The organism is Streptomyces sp. Q6, assembly GCF_036967205.1.
Lineage (GTDB): Bacteria > Actinomycetota > Actinomycetes > Streptomycetales > Streptomycetaceae > Streptomyces > Streptomyces citrinus.
The window spans coordinates 6193199-6210819 of sequence record NZ_CP146022.1 but is presented as its reverse complement, the minus strand read 5'-3'; the positions used below and the strand labels follow the sequence as shown (position 1 = coordinate 6210819).

The following is a 17621-nucleotide window of genomic DNA, read 5'->3' as shown; positions in this document are numbered from 1 at the left end:
ACTGCGGGCGATACAGGGTCGGAGCCTCCCCAGCCTCGCCCTGGTCGTGCCCTCGCGCACACACCCGGAGCTTCCGGCTCCGGAACTCCTCACCGATCGGACGGTCGCCCGCCCCACACCCCCCGGGGCGCGCGGCACGCCGGTCAGATCGGGCGCCCCGGAGCCACCCCCCCTGCTCCGGGGCGCCCGGCCGTTTTCCTCGCCGTCCTCGCGGCCCTGCTCTTCTCCGCGCTGACGTGGCAGGTGGCCGCCGACGGCCCGTTCCTGACGCTGGACGAACGCGTCGGGAACGCGATCCGCACCGGTGCGATCCCCTCCGGCCCGGCGGAGTTCTTCGCCGATCTCGGCAATCCGACCGTAGCCCTCCCGGTCCTGGCCGCGGCCCTCGCGTACGTCACCTGGCGCACCCGTGACCTGCGCGCGCTCTTGCCACCCCTGCTGGCGATGACCCTGGTCCCCGTCCTCGTCGGCCCGCTCAAGGCCCTGCTCGCACGCCCCGGACCGCCGCCCATGTCCCCCGAGACGGGCTTCTACCCGTCGGGGCACGCGGCGACGGCGGCGGTGGCGTACGGCTTGTGCGCGCTGCTCCTGCGACGACGCGAGGTGGCCTACGGCTGCGTCGTGGTGAACGCGGCCGTAGGCCTGGGACTCGTGCGCCAGGGGTACCACTGGCCGGTCGACGTGATCGGCAGCTGGTGTCTCGCGACGGTGCTGCTGTACGCGACGGCCTGGGCGCTCAGCCGAAGTACGCGTCGAAGTTCTTCTGGAACTCCCAGCTGTTGAAGCGGTCCCAGTTGACCGACCACGTCATCAGGCCGCGCAGCGCCGGCCAGGTGCCGTGGGTGGGGTAGGAGCCGCAGTTCGTCTTCTTCGTGAGGCAGTCCAGGGCCTTGTTCGTCTCGGCGGGGGTGACGTGGCCGTTGCCCGCGTTGGTCGAGGCGGGCATGCCGATCGCGACCTGGTCGGGGCGCAGGGGCGGGAAGACGTTGTTGGCGTCGCCCGCGACCGGGAAGCCCGTCAGGAGCATGTCGGTCATCGCGATGTGGAAGTCGGCGCCGCCCATGGAGTGGTACTGGTTGTCGAGGCCCATGATCGGGCCCGAGTTGTAGTCCTGGACGTGCAGCAGGGTGAGGGCGTCGCGCATCGCGTAGATCACCGGGAGGTACGCGCCGCAGCGCGGGTCCTGGCCGCCCCACTTGCCGCTGCCGTAGAACTGGTAGCCGTTCTGGACGAAGAAGGTCTCCGGGGCCATCGTCAGGACGAACCTGTCGCCGTACTTGGCCTTCAGGGTCTTCAGCGCCGAGATCAGGTTCACGATCACGGGTGTGGTCGGGTTCTTGAAGTCCGTGTCGCCGGTGTTCAGGGACAGGGAGTGGCCCTCGAAGTCGACGTCGAGGCCGTCGAGGCCGTAGGTGTCGATGATCTTCGAGACCGAGGAGACGAAGGTGTCGCGGGCCGCCGTGGTGGTCAGCTGGACCTGGCCGTTCTGGCCGCCGATGGAGATCAGGACCTTCTTGCCCGCCGCCTGCTTCGCCTTGATCGCCGCCTTGAAGTCGGCGTCCGACTCGACGTTCGGGCACTCGGTCACCGGGCAGCGGTTGAAGCGGATGTCGCCCGAGGTGGTGGAGGTGGGTTCGCCGAAGGCGAGGTCGATGACGTCCCAGCTGTCGGGGACGTCGGCGAGCCGGGTGTAGCCGGCGCCGTTGGCGAAGCTCGCGTGGAGATAGCCGACCAGGGCGTGGGCCGGGAGGTCCGCGGAGCCGCCGCCCGGCGAGCCCTCGGTCGTCGTGGCCGTGACCGCCGTCGACTTCGCGGACTCCCCCGCGTCGTTGAGGGCCGTGACCTGGAAGCTGTACGCCGTCGCGGCGGTGAGGCCGGTGACGGTGGTCGTGTTCCCGCTCGCCGTACGGGACTTGGTGCCGTTGACGTACACGGCGTAGCTCGTCGCGCCGGGGACCGCGGTCCAGGACAGGGCGACGCTCGTGGAGGCGACCGCGCCGGTCGCGAGGCCCGTGGGCGCCGCGGGCGGGACCGGGGCCTGCGCGCCGGGGCCGACGAGCGTGAGGTCGTCGGCGTGGTAGGCCGGGGTCCCGTACCAGCCGTGCGTGTAGATCGTGACCTTGGTGGTGGCCGGGCCGGTGCGGAACGTCGTCGTCAACCGCTGCCAGTCCGTCGCCGACGGGGTCCACGTCGACACGTCCGTGGTGCCGGTGCCGCTCGCACCGAGGTAGACGTAACTGCCGCGGACGTACCCGGAGAGGGTGTACGTCGCGTCGGGGCGCACCGTCACCGTCTGGGCGCACTGGGCGTTGTCGGCGGCGGTCGGGGTCGCCCGGAGCGACGAACTGCCGCTGTGGACGGGCGAGTTGACGGTGGCGCCGGTGTTCGCCGTGCAGGTCCAGCCGTCCAGGCCGGACTCGAAGCCGCCGTTGCGGGCGAGGTCGGTGTCGGCCGCGTGGGCGGCGGGGCCGAGCGCGGTGAGGCCGGTCGCGGTGAGCGCGGCGGCCGTGAGCGCGGTCAGCAGTGCGCGGCGCAGACGTCCGCGTACGGGCAGGGGTCTGGGACGGGTCATGGCTGCCTCCGGGCGTGGCGGGGGAACGGGCACGGTGGAGCGCGCCCAACCTGGTCCAGACCAATTGAGTTGTCAAGAGTCCCGGGCGTCTCCCTTCTCCTCGCGCATCTCCTCTACTCCCCCGTTTCCCGGGCCAGTTGGGCCGCGGCCTCGTGCATGGCGAGTTCGAGGAGCGCCGGATCCGTGAGCGTGCCCGAGCCGTCCGGCGACACCAGCCAGCGGACGCCGCCGGTGGAGCGGCCGGGGTACGGCACCACGATCCAGGTGCCGCAGCCCGCGCCGCGCACCCCGGTGCCGAGCCAGCGGGCCACCGTCCCCGCCGGGACGAAGAAGCCCATGCGGGCGTCGCCGAAGTCCGCGAGGACGGGGCCGGGCCGGCCGATCACCCGGGTCAGCACATCGAGCGTGGGATAGCCCAGCTCGCCCGGCAGGATCAGCACGTCCCACTGTTTGCCCGCGGGCAGCAGCGCCACCCCGAGCGGATTGCGCTCCCATTCCCAGCGGCACGCCTCCGGATCCGGCGCCACCGACACCAGCCACTCGACCGCCGACTTAGCCGCTCCTGCGCCAGTCATGGCGGGACCTCCCTTTTCGCTTCGACTCCGTTGGTCATCAGCGAGAGGGCGGGAGGGGCCTCCGCATTACGCGAGTTCGGGTTACTTTCTGGTAGTGAACCGGGTCACAGGGTCCGACCAGGGCGTACGCCGGTCGATCAAGGACGGAGCGCACGGATGGCCACGCGGGACGAACAGGCGCAGATCCAGGCCGCGATCGACGGCGAGCTCCGGCTCCTCGACCCGGCGGTGCGGGCGTCCGACGCGCGGGTGACGGCCCTGCTCGACCCGGAGTTCTTCGAGTTCGGGGCGTCGGGGCGGCGCTGGGACCGGTCGTCGATCCTGGCGGTGACGGGCGCGGCGTCCGAGGATCCGGGGCCGCCGGCCCGGATCACGGAGATGGCGGGGGCGGTGCTCGCGCCCGGCCTCGTCCACCTGACCTATCACGCGGAGCACGACGGCCGCCGGGTGCGCCGCAGTTCGCTGTGGCGGCGCGACCCGGAGGCCGGGTGGCGGATGTACTTCCATCAGGGGACGCCGACCGGGCAGTGAGGTGCGGGGGAGCTGCACGGCGCGGCTCCCCCGCGGGGTCAGCTGTCGAAGCCCAGGCCCACCGCGTCCATCGCCTTCAGCCACAGGTTCCTGCGGCCGCCGTTGTCGTCGGCCCGCGCCAGGGACCACTTCGTCAGGGCGATGCCCGTGTACGCGAACGGCTCCGGCGGGAAGGGCAGCGGCTTCGTGCGGACCATCTCCAGCTCGGTGCGCTCGGTGCGCTCGCCGGACAGCAGGTCCAGCATGACGTCCGCGCCGAAGCGGGTGGCGCCCACGCCGAGGCCCGTATAGCCCGCGGCGTACGCGACGCGGCCCGCGTGGGCCGTGCCGAAGAACGCCGAGAAGCGCGAGCAGGTGTCGATCGCGCCGCCCCACGCGTGCGTGAAGCGCAGGCCCTCCAGCTGCGGGAAGCAGGTGAAGAAGTGCTCGGCGAGCTTCGCGTACGTCTCCGGGCGGTGGTCGTGCTCGTCCCGCACCCGGCCGCCGTACGGGTAGATCGCGTCGTAGCCGCCCCACAGGATCCGGTTGTCGGCGGACAGCCGGAAGTAGTGGAACTGGTTCGCCGAGTCGCCCAGGCCCTGCCGGTTCTTCCAGCCGATCGACTCCAGCTGGGCCGCGCTCAGCGGCTCCGTCATCAGCGCGTAGTCGTACACCGGCACCGTGTAGGAGCGGACCCGCTTGACCAGCGACGGGAAGACGTTCGTGCCGAGTGCCGCGTACCGGGCGAAGACCCGGCCGTACGGGGTGCGGACGGCGAGGCCGGTGGCGTTCGAGGAGAGCGCGGTCGCCGGGGTGTTCTCGTAGATCCGCACGCCGAGGTCGAGGCAGGCCCGCTTGAGGCCCCACGCGAGTTTCGCCGGGTGGAGCATCGCGACGCCGTCGGGGTCGTACAGCGCGCCGAGGAACGTCGGGGACCCGACCTGCTCCCGGGTGGCCTCCCCGTCGAGCAGCTCCAGGCCGTCCGCGAGGCCGGCCTCGCGCAACTCCTCGTAGAACTCGCGCAGTTCGGCGACCTGGTGCGGCTGCGTCGCCACGTCCAGTTCGCCGGTGCGCTCGAAGTCGCAGTCGATGGAGTAGCGGGCGACCGCCGCCTCGATGGCGTCGAGGTTGGCGGCGCCCAGCTCCTCCAGCTTCTTGATCTCCTTCGGCCAGCGGGCGAGCCCGTTGGCCGTGCCGTGCGTGAGGGAGGCGGCGCAGAACCCGCCGTTGCGCCCGGAGGCGGCCCAGCCGATCTCCTTGCCCTCGACCAGGACCACCTCACGCCCCGGGTCGCGCTCCTTGGCGATGAGCGCGGTCCACAGGCCGCTGTAGCCACCGCCGACGACGAGCAGATCGCACCGCTCGTCGCCGGTGAGGGCGGGGCGCGGCTCGGGGCGGCCGGGGTCGTCCAGCCAGTACGGGACGGGCTTGGCGTCGGCGAGTGCCTGCAACGACGCGGTCCTGCGATTCATGGCGCCAGCGGCCATGATTCCAACTCCCTCGGAAATTCAGAGAACAGCCTCAGGCGGCTGTCTTGCTCTTTCGCTTCCCCACCATCATTCCGGTGAGGACACACAGCACGGCGACCAGGAACATGGCCGTGCCGATGACATTGATCTGAACGGGTGTGCCGCGCTGCGCCGATCCCCAGACGAACATGGGGAAGGTCACGGTCGAACCCGCGTTGAAATTCGTGATGATGAAATCGTCGAAGGAGAGCGCGAAGGCGAGCAGCGCGCCCGCCGCGATTCCCGGCGCCGCGATCGGCAGGGTCACCCGCAGGAACGTCTGGACCGGTCCCGCGTAGAGGTCCTGCGCCGCCTGCTCCAGGCGCGGGTCCATCGACATCACGCGCGCCTTCACCGCCGTCACGACGAAGCTCAGGCAGAACATGATGTGGGCGATGAGGATCGTCCAGAAGCCCAGCTGGGCGCCCATGTTGAGGAAGAGCGTGAGCAGCGAGGCCGCCATCACGACCTCCGGCATGGCCATCGGCAGGAAGATCAGCGAGTTGATCGCGCCGCGCGCCCGGAACCGGTAGCGCACCAGGGCGAAGGCGATCATCGTGCCGAGCGCCGTCGCGCCGAGCGTCGCCCAGAAGGCGATCTGGAGGCTCAGCGAGAGCGAGCCGCACATGTCGGCGACCCCGCACGGGTTCTTCCAGGCGTCGAGCGAGAACGCCGTCCACTCGTAATTGAACCGGCCCTTGGGCTTGTTGAACGAGAAGACCGTGACGACGACGTTCGGGAGGAGGAGATAGCCGAGCGTGATCAGGCCCGCTATCACCACGAGGTTCTTCCGCAGCCAGCGCATCAGACGAGGTCCTCCGTTCCGGCACGGCGAATGTAGACGGTGACCATGACGAGAATGGCCGCCATGAGGATGAAGGAGAGCGCGGCCGCTGTCGGATAGTCCAGGATGCGCAGGAACTGCGTCTGGATGACGTTTCCGACCATGCGGGTGTCGGTGGAGCCGAGCAGGTCGGCGTTGACGTAGTCACCGGCCGCGGGGATGAAGGTGAGCAGCGTTCCGGAGACCACGCCCGGCATCGACAGCGGGAACGTGACCTTGCGGAAGGTGGTCGCCGGGGACGCGTACAGGTCGCCCGCGGCCTCGTGCAGCCGGCCGTCGATCCGCTCCAGCGAGGTGTAGAGCGGCAGGATCATGAACGGCAGGAAGTTGTACGTGAGTCCGCAGATCACGGCGAGCGGTGTCGCGAGCACCCGGTCGCCCTCGGTCATGCCGAGCCAGGTCGTCACGTCCAGGACGTGCAGCGTGTTGAGCGCGCCGACGACCGGGCCGCCGTCCGCGAGGATCGTCTTCCAGGCGAGCGTGCGGATCAGGAAGCTGGTGAAGAACGGCGCGATGACGAGGATCAGCACGACGTTGCGCCAGCGGCCCGCGCGGAACGCGATGAGGTACGCCAGCGGATAGCCGAGCACCAGGCACAGGAGCGTGGCGCAGCCCGCGTACAGGACCGAGCGCAGGAACTGCGGGTAGTAGTCGGTCAGCGCGTCCCAGTACGTGGCGAAGTGCCAGGTGACCTGGTAGCCGTCCTCCAGTGACCCCGTCTGTACGGACGTGGAGGCCTGGTAGACCATCGGCAGCGCGAAGAAGACGACGAGCCACAGGATGCCGGGCAGCAGCAGCCAGTACGGGACCAGGCGGCCGCGCTTGCGGGTCTTCTTGGGCGGGGTCTTCTCCGGGGTGGGCGCCAGCGGGGGCGCCTCGGTGGCGGTAGTCATGCGGCCGCGTCCTCCGAGACCTTCTCCACGCCCGCGGCCGCGTCCTGGGCGGCGTCCAGGCCGAAGGTGTGGGCCGGGTTCCAGTGCAGGACGACCTCGGCGCCGGGCGCCAGGCGGCTGTCGCGCTCGATGTTCTGGGCGTAGACCTCCAGGGTCTCGCCGGCCTGGCCCTCGATGACGTACTGCGTGGAGACGCCGATGAAGCTGGAGTCGGCGATCCGTCCGGTGAGGCGGTTGCGGCCGTCGGGGATCGCGGTCGCGTCGTCGGCGTGCGCGAGCGAGATCTTCTCCGGGCGCACGCCGAGCAGGACGCGGCCGCCGGCGGTGGTGGGCGCCGAACATCGGGCGGTGGGCAGCGTGAGCTTGCCGTCGGCGCCGACGGGGCGCAGCGTGAGGTCGTCGCCCGCGCTGCCGGTGACCTCGGCCTCGATGAAGTTCGAGGTGCCGAGGAAGTTGGCGACGAAGGTGGAGCCCGGGTTCTCGTACAGGTCGGTGGGGGCGCCGAGTTGCTCGACGCGGCCCTGGTTCATCACGGCGACGGTGTCGGCCATGGTCATGGCCTCCTCCTGGTCGTGCGTGACGTGGACGAAGGTGATGCCGACCTCGGTCTGGATGCGCTTGAGCTCCAGCTGCATCTGGCGGCGCAGCTTGAGGTCGAGGGCGCCGAGCGGCTCGTCGAGCAGGAGCACCTTGGGGTGGTTGATCAGGGCGCGGGCGACGGCGACGCGCTGCTGCTGGCCGCCGGAGAGCTGGTGCGGCTTCTTGCGCTTGTGCTCGCCGAGCTGGACCAGGTCGAGCATCTCCTCGACCTGCTTCTTCACGGACTTGATGCCGCGCCGGCGCAGGCCGAAGGCGACGTTCTCGAAGATGTCGAGGTGCGGGAAGAGCGCGTACGACTGGAAGACGGTGTTCACCGGCCGCTTGTACGGGGGCAGCGAGGTGACGTCCTGGTCGCCGAGGTGAACCGTTCCCGTGGTCGGTTCCTCAAGGCCAGCGATCATGCGCAGGGTGGTGGTCTTGCCGCAGCCGGAGGCGCCGAGCAGGGCGAAGAACGAGCCCTGGGGCACGGTGAGGTCGAGCGGGCGTACGGCGGTGAAGCCGTTGTCGTACGTCTTGCTGATCCCGGAGAGACGGACGTCGCCGCCGTTGTCGGTCGTCATGGTGAGTCCAAGGAGTCTGGGGGCGGGGAGGGGCGCGGGCAGGATCGGCTCAGCCGCCGGTGAGCTGGGCGAACTTCTCCTCGAACGACGTCTCTTCCTTGGCGGTGAGCGAGCGGAAGCCGTGCGCCTTGGCCGCCATGGCCTTGTCGGGGACGATCAGCGGGTCGTTCGCGACGTCCTTGTCGATCTTGGCGAGTTCGGGCTTGACGATGCTGCCCTCGAGCGGCGTGACGTAGTTGATCCACGCGGCGAGCTCGGCGCCGACGGCCGGCTCGTAGTAGTAGTCCATCAGCTTCTCGGCGTTCGTCTTGTGACGAGCCTTGTTCGGGACCAGCATGTTGTCGGTCGACGAGATGTAACCGGCGTCCGGGATCGCGAACTTGACGTGCGGGTTGTCCGCCTGGAGCTGCACGACGTCACCGGCCCACGCGAGACAGGCCGCGAGGTCGCCCTTGGAGAGGTCGGCGATGTAGTCGTTGCCGGTGAAGCGGCGGACCTGCTTGCTGTCGACGGCCTTCTGGAGGCGGGCGACGGCCGCGTCGAAGTCGTCGGCCTTGAAGTCGCGCGGGTCCTTGCCCATGTCGAGGAGCGTCATGCCGATGGTGTCGCGCATCTCGGAGAGCAGGCCGACCTTGCCCTTGAGCTTCGGGTCGTCGAGCAGCTGGGAGACCGAGGTGACCTCTTTGCCGCCCGTCGCCTTGGTGTTGTACGCGATGACCGTCGCGATGCCCTGCCAGGGATAGGAGTAGGCGCGGCCCGGGTCCCAGTCGGGGTTGCGGAACTGGGAGGACAGGTTCGTGTACGCGTGCGGCAGGTTCGCCGCGTCGAGCTTCTGCACCCAGCCGTAGCGGATGAGGCGGGCGGCCAGCCAGTCGGTGAGCACGATGATGTCGCGCCCGGTGTCCTGACCGGCGGCCAGCTGGGGCTTGATCTTGCCGAAGAACTCGACGTTGTCGTTGATGTCCTCGGTGTACTTGACCTGGATCCCGGTGCGTTTGGTGAACGCCTCCAGCGACGGCCGGTGCTTCTCGTCGTCGCTCATGTCGATGTACTCGGTCCAGTTGGAGAAGTTGATCGTCTTCTCCTTGGCCGAGTGGTCCTCGGACGATATGCCGCCCTGGGACTTGCTCGCCGCGGGGATGCCGCAGGCACTGAGGGTGCCGAGCCCGCCGATGGCGAGCGCGCCCCCCGTCGATGCGCGCAGCAGCGAGCGGCGGGACAGGGAGGCCCTGGCCCTGCCGTTCCTCAGACTGCGCCGCATGGCGGCCAGTTGGGCCGGGGCAAGGGGGTCGGGCTCGTACTGCTCCATGCGCGTGGTTGCCCTTTCGGGAGGTTGGCGGCCGCTGGTCGGTGCGGCCTGTCGACTATCGGTCCCCGAAGATCGTGCGGTGCCAGTCCTTGCGGACCACCGCGGTGTTGTCGAACATGACGTGCTTGATCTGCGTGTACTCCTCGAAGGAGTAGGCAGACATGTCCTTGCCGTAGCCGGACGCCTTGTAGCCGCCGTGCGGCATCTCGCTGAGGATCGGAATGTGGTCGTTGATCCAGACGCAGCCCGCCTTGATGTCGCGGGTGGCGCGGTTCGCGCGGTAGACGTTCGTCGACCAGGCGGAGGCGGCGAGACCGTAGGGAGTGTCGTTCGCGAGCCGGATGCCCTCGTCGTCGCTGTCGAAGGGCAGCACGACGAGGACCGGGCCGAAGATCTCGGACTGCACGATCTCGCTGTCCTGCGCGGCGTCGGCGATCAGGGTCGGCCGGTAGTAGGCGCCCGGGTGATCGAGCGCCTCGCCGCCGGTGACCACGCGCGCGTAGCCGCGGGCACGGTCGACGAATCCGGCGACGCGGTCGCGCTGGGCGTGCGAGATGAGCGGGCCGAGGTCGGTGTCGTCGGCGAACGGGTCGCCGAGCCGCACGGTCTCCATGAGGGCGGCCGTCTTCTCGACGAACGCGTCGTAGAGCGGGCGCTGCACGTAGGCGCGGGTGGCGGCGGTGCAGTCCTGCCCGGTGTTGATGAGGGAGCCCGCGACGGCGCCGTGCACGGCGGCGTCGAGGTCGGCGTCGTCGAAGACCACGAAGGGGGCCTTGCCGCCGAGTTCGAGGTGCAGCCGCTTCACGGTGGCGGTGGCGACCTCGGCGACGCGCTTGCCGACGCCGGTGGAGCCGGTGAAGGAGGTCATGGCGACGCCGGGGTGGCCGACGAGGTGCTCGCCCGCGTCCCGGCCCGCGCCCGTGACGACGTTGACGACGCCGTCGGGGATGCCGGCCGCCGTCGCCGCCTCGGCGAACAGGAGCGAGGTCAGCGGGGTCAGCTCGGCGGGCTTGAGGACGATCGTGTTGCCCGCGGCGATGGCCGGCAGGACCTTCCACGCGGCCATCTGGAGCGGGTAGTTCCAGGGGGCGATGGAGCCGACGACCCCGATCGGTTCACGGCGTACGTACGAGGTGTGGTCGCCGCTGTACTCCCCGGCGGACTGGCCCTGGAGGTGGCGGGCGGCGCCGGCGAAGAACGCGGTGTTGTCCACGGTGCCCGGCACGTCGAACTCGCGGCTCAGCTTGATCGGCTTGCCGCACTGGAGCGACTCGGCCTGCGCGAACTCCTCGGCCCGCTCGGCGAGCACCCCGGCGAAGGCGTGCAGCGCGTCGGAGCGCTCGCCCGGCGTCGCTCCGGCCCAGCCCGGGAAGGCGTCGGCGGCGGCCGCGACGGCGGCGTCCACGTCGGCCGTGCTCGCGAGCTCGTACGTGTAGACGTCCTTGCCGGTCGCCGGGTCGACGACGGCGTGGGTGCGGCCCGAGGTGCCCCGGGTCAACCGGCCCGCGATGAAGTTCGCGCCGTCGGCGAATCGTTCCTGTGCGGGGAAGGGGTTGTGCATGAGGTTCTCGCTCTCGCTCTCCTCCGCCGGCGTCCCGTCCCACGGGCCCCGGCGTGGCTCCAGCTCGATTTGAGTGCCGATCCTGACAGAGGAGTAGTACTCCAACAAGTGATTCCGTTGTTGCCTTTTGGTTACGCGACGGAATCTGTCGACCGACTGTCGAGTGGGCCTGGAAAACCCAGGACGGACTGTCCGTGGTGCGTGCCAGACTCGCGTGCATGGGGATGATCAACAGCAGGGAGTCGCTGGTCGGGGCCCTGGACGCGGGGGCGCGGGTCAAGTACCTGTACTTCTGGGGGCACACACCGCGCGAGGACGGGACGCTCGGACCGAGTTGTCTGAGTCAGTGGTGGCCGTCGCCGTTCACGGTGGACGGTGTGGAGTACGCGACGGCGGAGCACTGGATGATGGCGGGCAAGGCCCGGCTGTTCGCTGACGCCGAGGCCGAGCGGGCGGCGATCACGGCGGGCCACCCCGCGCAGGCCAAGAAGGCGGGCCGCCTGGTGCGCGGCTTCGACGACACGGTGTGGGAGCGGGAGCGGTTCGCCGTCGTGGTCGAGGGCAGCGTCCACAAGTTCGCCTCGGACCCGGCGCTGCGCGGCTACCTCCTGACCACGGGCGACCGGGTCCTGGTCGAGGCGAGTCCGGTGGACCGGGTGTGGGGCATCGGTCTGGCCGCCGACGACCCGGCGGCGCAGGATCCGCGCCGGTGGCGGGGGCCGAATCTGCTGGGGTTCGCGCTGATGGAGGCGCGGGCGCGGTTGGCGGGCTAGGGCCTGCCCGGGGGATCAGGTCGCGGCCCGGTGGAGGCTCGGCCGGCGCCGGGGCCGCTCGCTCAGCGCAGGACGACGGAGTACCCGGGGTCGTCCGATCCGGGGCCGCGGTCGCCGTCGCCCGGCGCGTCACGGTCGTCGTCGAGCGCCCCGGCCAGGAACACCACGCAGAGCAGCAGCGCGAGCAGCAGTCCGCCCAGGCCGCAGATGAATCCGGCGAGGGCCTGCCCGCCGTTGGTCGCGGCGCCGCGGCCTGCCCGGCGCCGCCCGATGACACCGAAGACGACCGCGAGCACGCCGGTGACGATCGCGAGCGGCCAGAGCAGGAAACCGACGGCCGTGAGGATCCCGAGGACCAGGGCGGCGACCCCGAGCCCGTTGCTCGGACCCGTCGGCACCGTGTTCCACCCGTATCCGTACGCGGGGCAGGGGAAGACGCCCGGCCCTTCCGGGCCGACGGGCGGCGGGGGGACGGGCTCGCCGGGCGGGGCGTACGGGTTGGCGTAGCCGTACGGCGGCTGCGGCGCGGGCGCGCTCCAGGGGCCGCGGCCGTACGGGTCGTGCTCGGTCATCCGCACATGCTAGGTCCTGTCGGCGGCCACGGAAGGGGCCGGTTCCGGCCCGCATACGATGGCCGGGACCCCGATCAGCCGATCAGTGAAGTTCCTGGGGAGGAACCCGTGAGCCAGACCATGCAGACCTTCATCGCCGGACTGCCCAAAGCCGAACTCCATGTGCACCACGTGGGCTCCGCCTCCCCCAGGATCGTCTCGACGCTGGCCGCCCGGCACCCCGACTCCAAGGTGCCGACGGACCCCGAGGCGCTCGCGGACTTCTTCACGTTCACGGACTTCGCGCACTTCATCGACGTGTACCTGTCCGTCGTCGACCTGATCCGTACGCCGGAGGACGTCCGCCTCCTCACGTACGAGGTGGCCCGCGACCTGGCCCGGCAGAACGTCCGGTACGCCGAGCTGACCCTCACCCCGTTCTCGTCGACCCGCCGCGGTATCGACGCCCGCGCGTTCATGGACGCGATCGAGGACGCCCGCAAGGCGGCCGAGTCGGAGTTCGGCACGGTCCTGCGCTGGTGCTTCGACATCCCCGGCGAGGCGGGTCTGGAGGCCGCGGAGGAGACGACCCGGCTCGCCACGGACGACGCGCTGCGCCCGGAGGGGCTGGTGTCGTTCGGGCTCGGCGGACCCGAGATCGGCGTCCCGCGCCCGCAGTTCAAGCCGTACTTCGACCGCGCGATCGCCGCGGGCCTGCGCTCGGTGCCGCACGCGGGTGAGACGACGGGCCCGGAGACGGTGTGGGACGCGCTGACGTACCTGCGCGCCGAGCGCATCGGGCACGGCACGTCGTCGGCCCAGGACCCGAAGCTCCTCGCGCACCTGGCCGAGCACGGCATCCCGCTGGAGGTGTGCCCGACGTCGAACATCGCGACGCGCGCCGTGCGCACCCTGGAGGAGCACCCGCTGAAGCAGTTCGTCGACGCGGGCGTGACGGTCACGATCAACTCGGACGACCCGCCGATGTTCTCCACCGACCTCAACATCGAGTACGGCGTCGCGGCCCGCCTCCTCGGCCTCGACGAGCGGGGTCTCGCCGAGCTGGCGAAGAACGCGGTGCGCGCCTCGTTCCTCGACAAGGCCGGACAGGAGCGGATCGCCGCCGAGATCGACACGTACACGGACACCTGGCTGACCGCCTGACCCGGCCGGGGCGAGCGCGCCCCGCACAATGGTGGCCATGCGCACCGTGACTGCCGTGGCCCACCGAGGCGACCCCTACCGCGTCCGCGAGAACACCCTCCCGTCCCTGCGCTCCGCGCTCGAACGGGGCGCGGACGCGGTGGAGATCGACGTACGACTGACGCGCGACGGCGTGCCCGTGCTGCTGCACGACGCGACGCTGGAGCGGCTGTGGAAGCACGACCGCCCGCTGTCCGCGCTCTCGGCCGACGAGGTGCGCGGCCTGACGGCGGGCGGTGTGCCCACGCTCGTCGACGCGCTGGCCGCGGCCGGGGAGGCCCGGCTCATGGTCGACCTGCCCGGCGCGAGCGCGAAGGCGGTGCGCACGGTCGTCGGAGTGATCCGGGACTGCGGCGCCGAGGAGCGGGTCTACTACTGCGCGGGCGCGGAGACGATGCTCCGGGTCCGCGCCGCCGACCCGGCCGCCGAGATCGCCCTGACCTGGACGACGCTGGCCCCGGCACGACCGGCGCTGCTCGACGCGGTCCGCCCTCGCTGGCTCAACTACCGCTTCCCGCTGGTGAGTCGGGACCTGGCGGCCCGCGTGCACCGCGACGGGTACCTCGTCTCGGCGTGGACGCCGGACACGAAGAGCGCGATGCGCCGGCTGCTCGACGTGGGCGTGGACTCCATCACGACGAACCGCATCGACGCCCTGACGTCACTGCGTGGAGCCTGACGGCCGGTCCCGGGGGCGGCGATCAGGAACGCGCCCCGACGACGCGCCGCGCGACCCCGTGCGCGAGAACCGTCGCCGCCCCCGCCCCGACGACCCCAGTGACGATGTCCCTGCCCCACGCCGGGCGCGGCACCCCGGCGCTCGCGAGCCGGTACCGCGCCCACGGGGTGAACGGCACGACGAGGGTCGGGGAGGTCGCGACGCCGGGGTGCGGCCGCGGCAGGCGACGGCCTGGCCCAGGTGGACGCGCCCGTGCGGCCCGAAGGCGTTCAGCATCGCCTGGCACACCGCGCCCCGCCCGCCGCTCGCCCGGCCGGAGGCCGCTCCCGCACCGACGATGCCCGCCATCACCGCGACGGCGGCCCGCAACTCCCGCTCGTCGATGCCCTTCCTCACCCGCCGTACGCGCTCGGGCAGTTCGGGCCACCGCTCCCGCAACTGCGGTACGTGGTCGCGGATCCAGCGCGGAGCGGTGAGCGGCTCTTCGGTGTCGTGCAGCGCCCAGGCGGCGAAGAGGCCGAGCGTGACGGCCGCCGACAGCTTCTCGTCCCCCGATGAACTCCCCGCGCCCGCACGCCGCTTCACGCCCCCCCCGGTCAGGAAGCGCCGACGCCGTCGAGGATCAGGTCGAGGCCGGCGAGGAACTGCTCGCGGTCGTCGTGCTCGCGCACCTGCCGCCCGATGGCCTCGACGAGCCGCGGCGCCACCGGGCCCCAAGGGTCATGGGCGAGCTGCGCGACGAGTTGCGGGGCGAGCCACGGGTGCTCCTCCATCGCGCCGAACAGCCCGAGCGCGACCCCGTGGACCCGGTCGCGCGGCGATCCGCCGGACTCGGCGGCCAGCACCGGCCCCACGACGGCCTCGGTGGCGGCGCCGAGCAACTCGCCCTTGTTCGCCACGTGCCAGTAGATCGCCCCGGACCCGGTGGCGAGCCGCTCGGTCAGCGCCCGGAACGTCAGCCCGCTCTCCCCGGCCGCGTCCAGCAGCTCGACGGCGGCCCCGACGATCCGCTCCCGGGACAGCGCCTCCGAGCGCGGCCTGGCCGTACGCGACGTCGCCGTACGCGACTTGGCCGTACGGGACGACGGTGTCCGGGACGACGGTGTCCGGGACGACGGTGTCCGGGACGGCGACGCAGGCGACGGCTACGCAGGCGACGGCGACGCGGCGGGCCGCTGGTCACGGGGCTGCGGCTCGGGGGTCTGCGGTGGCATGGCTTCATCGTGACACGACGGGATCACCGTTCCCATCCGAGCGGGGACGCCACTCCCCCCGGTGGACGCCCGCCCTAAAGCCCGGCGATCGCGTTCCACCGCTTCGCGAACTCCGTGCGCTCCGACGACCTGATGTCCCGGGCGATCGCGAGCCGCGAGCGCATCGCGTCGTCGGGGAAGATCAACGGGTCCTCGGCGAGGGCGGCCGTCTCCTTGTCCTTCGCGGAGGCGAGGACGTCCCGGGCGGCCGGGACCGGGCAGACGTAGTTGACCCACGCGGCCAGTTCGGCGGCGATCTCCGGCTGGTAGTAGTGGTCGATCAACAGCTCGGCGTTGGCCTTGTGGTCGGCGAGGTTGGGGATCATGAGGGACTCCGCCCAGAGCTCGGCGCCCTCCTCCGGGACGACGAACTCGATGTCCGGGTCGTCGGCCTGGAGCTGGATGATGTCGCCGCTGTAGGCCTGGCAGGCGAGGACGTCGCCGCTGGAGAGGTCCTTGATGTAGTCGTTGCCGGTGAAGCGGCGGATGTGCTGGGACTTCACGAGCTTCTCGACCTGGTCGCAGACCCGGTGGAAGTCGTCGGCCTTCCACCGCGTGATGTCGACGCCGTTGCCCTGCATGAGGAGCGCGAAGGACTCGTCGAGTCCGGAGAGCAGCGTGACCCGCCCCTTCAGGTCGGCGGCCCACAGATCGGAGACATGGCGTATCTCGCGACCCAGCTTCCGCTTGTTGTACGCGATGCCGGTGATGCCGGACTGCCACGGCACGGTGTACTTGCGGCCCGGGTCGAAGGACGGGGAGCGCAGCAGCGGGTCCAGGTGCGCGGTGACGTTCGGCTGGCGGGCGCGGTCCATCTCCTGCACCCAGCCGAGCCGCACGAAGCGCGAGCACATCCAGTCGGAGATGACGATCAGGTCGCGCCCGGTCCGCTGGTGGTTCATCAGGGACGGGCTGATCTTCCCGAAGAACTCGTCGTTGTCGTTGATCTCCTCGGTGTACTTGACCCGGATCCCGGTCCGCTTCTCGAACGCGTCGAGGGTCGGCCTGCTGGCCGGATCGTCGTCGTCGACGTCGATGTAGAGCGGCCAGTTCGCCCAGGTCAGCCGCTTGTCGCCGGGGGACAGATCCGGGGCCGCGCGGTCGCCGGGCGCGACGTACGCGGCGGGCACCCCGCACCCGGTGGCGAGTGCGCCGACCGCCGCGGCCGTGGCACCACCGCCCAGGGCGCGCAGCAGGGAACGACGGGTGACCTGGGGGGTGGTGATCTTCGCTCGCACCAGCGCAGGATGCCGCCGGGCAGCTCCGCCCGGCAATGGACGCCTCGTCGAGCACGCCGCCCCGCGGGCGACACCCTGTCGATCGGGGTGCGCGGTCAGCCCGTCCAGCTGGCGAGCAGCCCGAGGTTCTCGGCGGTGTCCGTGTCCGGCGCCGGCAGATAGCTGACCAGGACCTGTCCGGCGTCGGGGAGGTGCAGGATCTCGAAGTCGAGTTCGAGCGGGCCGACGACCGGATGCCGGAGTGCGTACCGGCCCGCCTCCTTGCCGCGGACGTCCTGGCGGGCCCACATCTCGCCGAACTCCTCGCTCTTCATGGCGAGCGTGCCGATGAGGGAGGCGAGGGCGGGGTCGTCGGGGTGCCGACCGACTCCGACCCGCAGGAAGGCGACCGTCGACTCGGCCTTCGCCCGCCAGCTGTCGGCGAACAGTGCGCGGTAGTCCGTGTCGAGGAAGACCAGGTGCGCGAACGTCCGCTGTTCCCGCGGGAGTCGGCCGAAGTCGCCGAAGACCGCCGCGGCCTGCCCGTTCCAGGCGACGACCTCGGTGAGCGGGCCGGTCAGATAGGCCGGTCCCGGCTGCGCGTCGATCAGGCGCCGCAGCGCGGGGCGTACCGGCTCGGGGCGCGGAAGCGTGCGGTCGCGGGCCGCGGGCCTGGCGCGGTCGGGCCGGGCGAGATTGCGCAGGTGCTCCTGCTCGGCGGGGTCCAGGCGCAGGGCGCGGCCGACGGAGTCGAGGACGCCGTCCGACACATGCGGGTTGCGGCCCTGCTCCAGGCGTACGTAGTACTCGACGCTGACCCCGGCGAGCTGCGCCAGCTCCTCGCGGCGCAGGCCCGGCACGCGTCGCGGCCCGTACGGGACGAGGCCGACGTCGGCGGGCTTGAGGCGGGCCCGGCGCGAGCGGAGGAACTGGCTGAGTTCGGCGCGGCGTTCCACGGTGGCGTCCATGCCCCGAGTATCGCCCGCGTCGCGCGTCCCTGGGGGGTCAAGTCT

General features: G+C 71.4%; 19 protein-coding genes. 6 read left to right on the top strand and 13 right to left on the bottom strand.

Annotation, left to right across the window (positions count from 1 at the left end; translation table 11 throughout):
* Positions 1-243: 243 nt before the first annotated feature.
* Positions 244-783 (top strand): phosphatase PAP2 family protein, encoded by a 540-nt coding sequence (locus tag V2W30_RS28990; RefSeq protein WP_338701083.1) that lies wholly within the window; start codon positions 244-246, stop codon positions 781-783.
* Here the strand turns inward: V2W30_RS28990 and V2W30_RS28985 are convergent.
* Both V2W30_RS28985 and V2W30_RS28980 read right to left on the bottom strand, forming a co-directional pair.
* Positions 737-2572 carry a glycoside hydrolase family 18 protein gene (locus tag V2W30_RS28985; protein WP_338701081.1) on the bottom strand — a complete coding sequence of 612 codons (1836 nt, stop codon included), beginning with the start codon at positions 2570-2572 and terminating at the stop codon, positions 737-739. The two genes, V2W30_RS28990 and V2W30_RS28985, sit on opposite strands and share 47 nt — an antisense overlap.
* 113 nt (positions 2573-2685) lie before the next feature.
* Complete coding sequence (locus tag V2W30_RS28980) at positions 2686-3147, bottom strand: hypothetical protein (protein ID WP_338701079.1); 462 nt, start codon at positions 3145-3147, stop codon at positions 2686-2688.
* Between the two features lie 156 nt (positions 3148-3303).
* Between V2W30_RS28980 and V2W30_RS28975 the strand changes: the two genes are divergently transcribed.
* Positions 3304-3678, top strand: coding sequence for a DUF4440 domain-containing protein (locus tag V2W30_RS28975; protein WP_338701077.1), 375 nt, complete (start codon positions 3304-3306; stop codon positions 3676-3678).
* Between the two features lie 38 nt (positions 3679-3716).
* On the opposite strand, the gene V2W30_RS28970 is transcribed toward V2W30_RS28975, so the two are convergent.
* The 6 genes from V2W30_RS28970 to V2W30_RS28945 are packed head-to-tail and all read right to left on the bottom strand — an operon-like array spanning position 3717 to position 10932.
* Complete coding sequence (locus tag V2W30_RS28970) at positions 3717-5144, bottom strand: FAD-dependent oxidoreductase (protein ID WP_338701076.1); 1428 nt, start codon at positions 5142-5144, stop codon at positions 3717-3719.
* 34 nt (positions 5145-5178) lie between these two features.
* Positions 5179-5970 carry an ABC transporter permease gene (locus V2W30_RS28965; protein ID WP_338701074.1) on the bottom strand — a complete coding sequence of 264 codons (792 nt, stop codon included), beginning with the start codon at positions 5968-5970 and terminating at the stop codon, positions 5179-5181.
* Positions 5970-6902, bottom strand: a complete 933-nt coding sequence (locus tag V2W30_RS28960; RefSeq protein WP_338701072.1) for an ABC transporter permease — start codon at positions 6900-6902, stop codon at positions 5970-5972. The genes V2W30_RS28965 and V2W30_RS28960 overlap by 1 nt, the downstream gene beginning before the upstream one ends.
* The gene (locus V2W30_RS28955) at positions 6899-8062 is read right to left on the bottom strand and encodes an ABC transporter ATP-binding protein (RefSeq protein WP_338701071.1); all 1164 of its coding nucleotides are present in this window, start codon (positions 8060-8062) and stop codon (positions 6899-6901) included. The genes V2W30_RS28960 and V2W30_RS28955 overlap by 4 nt, the downstream gene beginning before the upstream one ends.
* A gap of 49 nt (positions 8063-8111) precedes the next feature.
* Positions 8112-9371 (bottom strand): spermidine/putrescine ABC transporter substrate-binding protein, encoded by a 1260-nt coding sequence (locus tag V2W30_RS28950; protein ID WP_338701069.1) that lies wholly within the window; start codon positions 9369-9371, stop codon positions 8112-8114.
* Positions 9372-9426: 55 nt separating this feature from the next.
* Complete coding sequence (locus V2W30_RS28945; protein WP_338701067.1) at positions 9427-10932, bottom strand: gamma-aminobutyraldehyde dehydrogenase; 1506 nt, start codon at positions 10930-10932, stop codon at positions 9427-9429.
* 218 nt (positions 10933-11150) lie between these two features.
* On the opposite strand from V2W30_RS28945, the gene V2W30_RS28940 reads away from it, so the two are divergent.
* On the top strand, positions 11151-11705 hold the full coding sequence (locus V2W30_RS28940; protein WP_338701066.1) for an NADAR family protein: 555 nt from the start codon (positions 11151-11153) through the stop codon (positions 11703-11705).
* 62 nt (positions 11706-11767) lie between these two features.
* Here V2W30_RS28940 and V2W30_RS28935 read toward each other — a convergent pair whose 3' ends face one another.
* Positions 11768-12277, bottom strand: coding sequence for a DUF4190 domain-containing protein (locus tag V2W30_RS28935; protein ID WP_338701064.1), 510 nt, complete (start codon positions 12275-12277; stop codon positions 11768-11770).
* 6 nt (positions 12278-12283) lie between these two features.
* Between V2W30_RS28935 and V2W30_RS28930 the strand changes: the two genes are divergently transcribed.
* On the top strand, positions 12284-13420 hold the full coding sequence (locus V2W30_RS28930) for an adenosine deaminase (protein WP_338701062.1): 1137 nt from the start codon (positions 12284-12286) through the stop codon (positions 13418-13420).
* 37 nt (positions 13421-13457) lie between these two features.
* Positions 13458-14138, top strand: coding sequence for a glycerophosphodiester phosphodiesterase (locus tag V2W30_RS28925; protein WP_338701061.1), 681 nt, complete (start codon positions 13458-13460; stop codon positions 14136-14138).
* Here the strand turns inward: V2W30_RS28925 and V2W30_RS28920 are convergent.
* Both V2W30_RS28920 and V2W30_RS28915 read right to left on the bottom strand, forming a co-directional pair.
* On the bottom strand, positions 14121-14723 hold the full coding sequence (locus tag V2W30_RS28920) for an HXXEE domain-containing protein (protein ID WP_338701059.1): 603 nt from the start codon (positions 14721-14723) through the stop codon (positions 14121-14123). The genes V2W30_RS28925 and V2W30_RS28920 overlap by 18 nt on opposite strands.
* An 11-nt stretch (positions 14724-14734) precedes the next feature.
* Positions 14735-15097 (bottom strand): TetR/AcrR family transcriptional regulator, encoded by a 363-nt coding sequence (locus tag V2W30_RS28915; protein ID WP_425244708.1) that lies wholly within the window; start codon positions 15095-15097, stop codon positions 14735-14737.
* Here V2W30_RS28915 and V2W30_RS28910 point away from each other — a divergent pair.
* Positions 15063-15365 (top strand): hypothetical protein, encoded by a 303-nt coding sequence (locus tag V2W30_RS28910; protein WP_338701058.1) that lies wholly within the window; start codon positions 15063-15065, stop codon positions 15363-15365. The two genes, V2W30_RS28915 and V2W30_RS28910, sit on opposite strands and share 35 nt — an antisense overlap.
* A gap of 61 nt (positions 15366-15426) precedes the next feature.
* On the opposite strand, the gene V2W30_RS28905 is transcribed toward V2W30_RS28910, so the two are convergent.
* Positions 15427-16632 (bottom strand): spermidine/putrescine ABC transporter substrate-binding protein, encoded by a 1206-nt coding sequence (locus V2W30_RS28905; protein WP_338703803.1) that lies wholly within the window; start codon positions 16630-16632, stop codon positions 15427-15429.
* 92 nt (positions 16633-16724) lie between these two features.
* Positions 16725-17576 carry a helix-turn-helix transcriptional regulator gene (locus tag V2W30_RS28900; RefSeq protein ID WP_338701057.1) on the bottom strand — a complete coding sequence of 284 codons (852 nt, stop codon included), beginning with the start codon at positions 17574-17576 and terminating at the stop codon, positions 16725-16727.
* Positions 17577-17621: the final 45 nt, after the last annotated feature.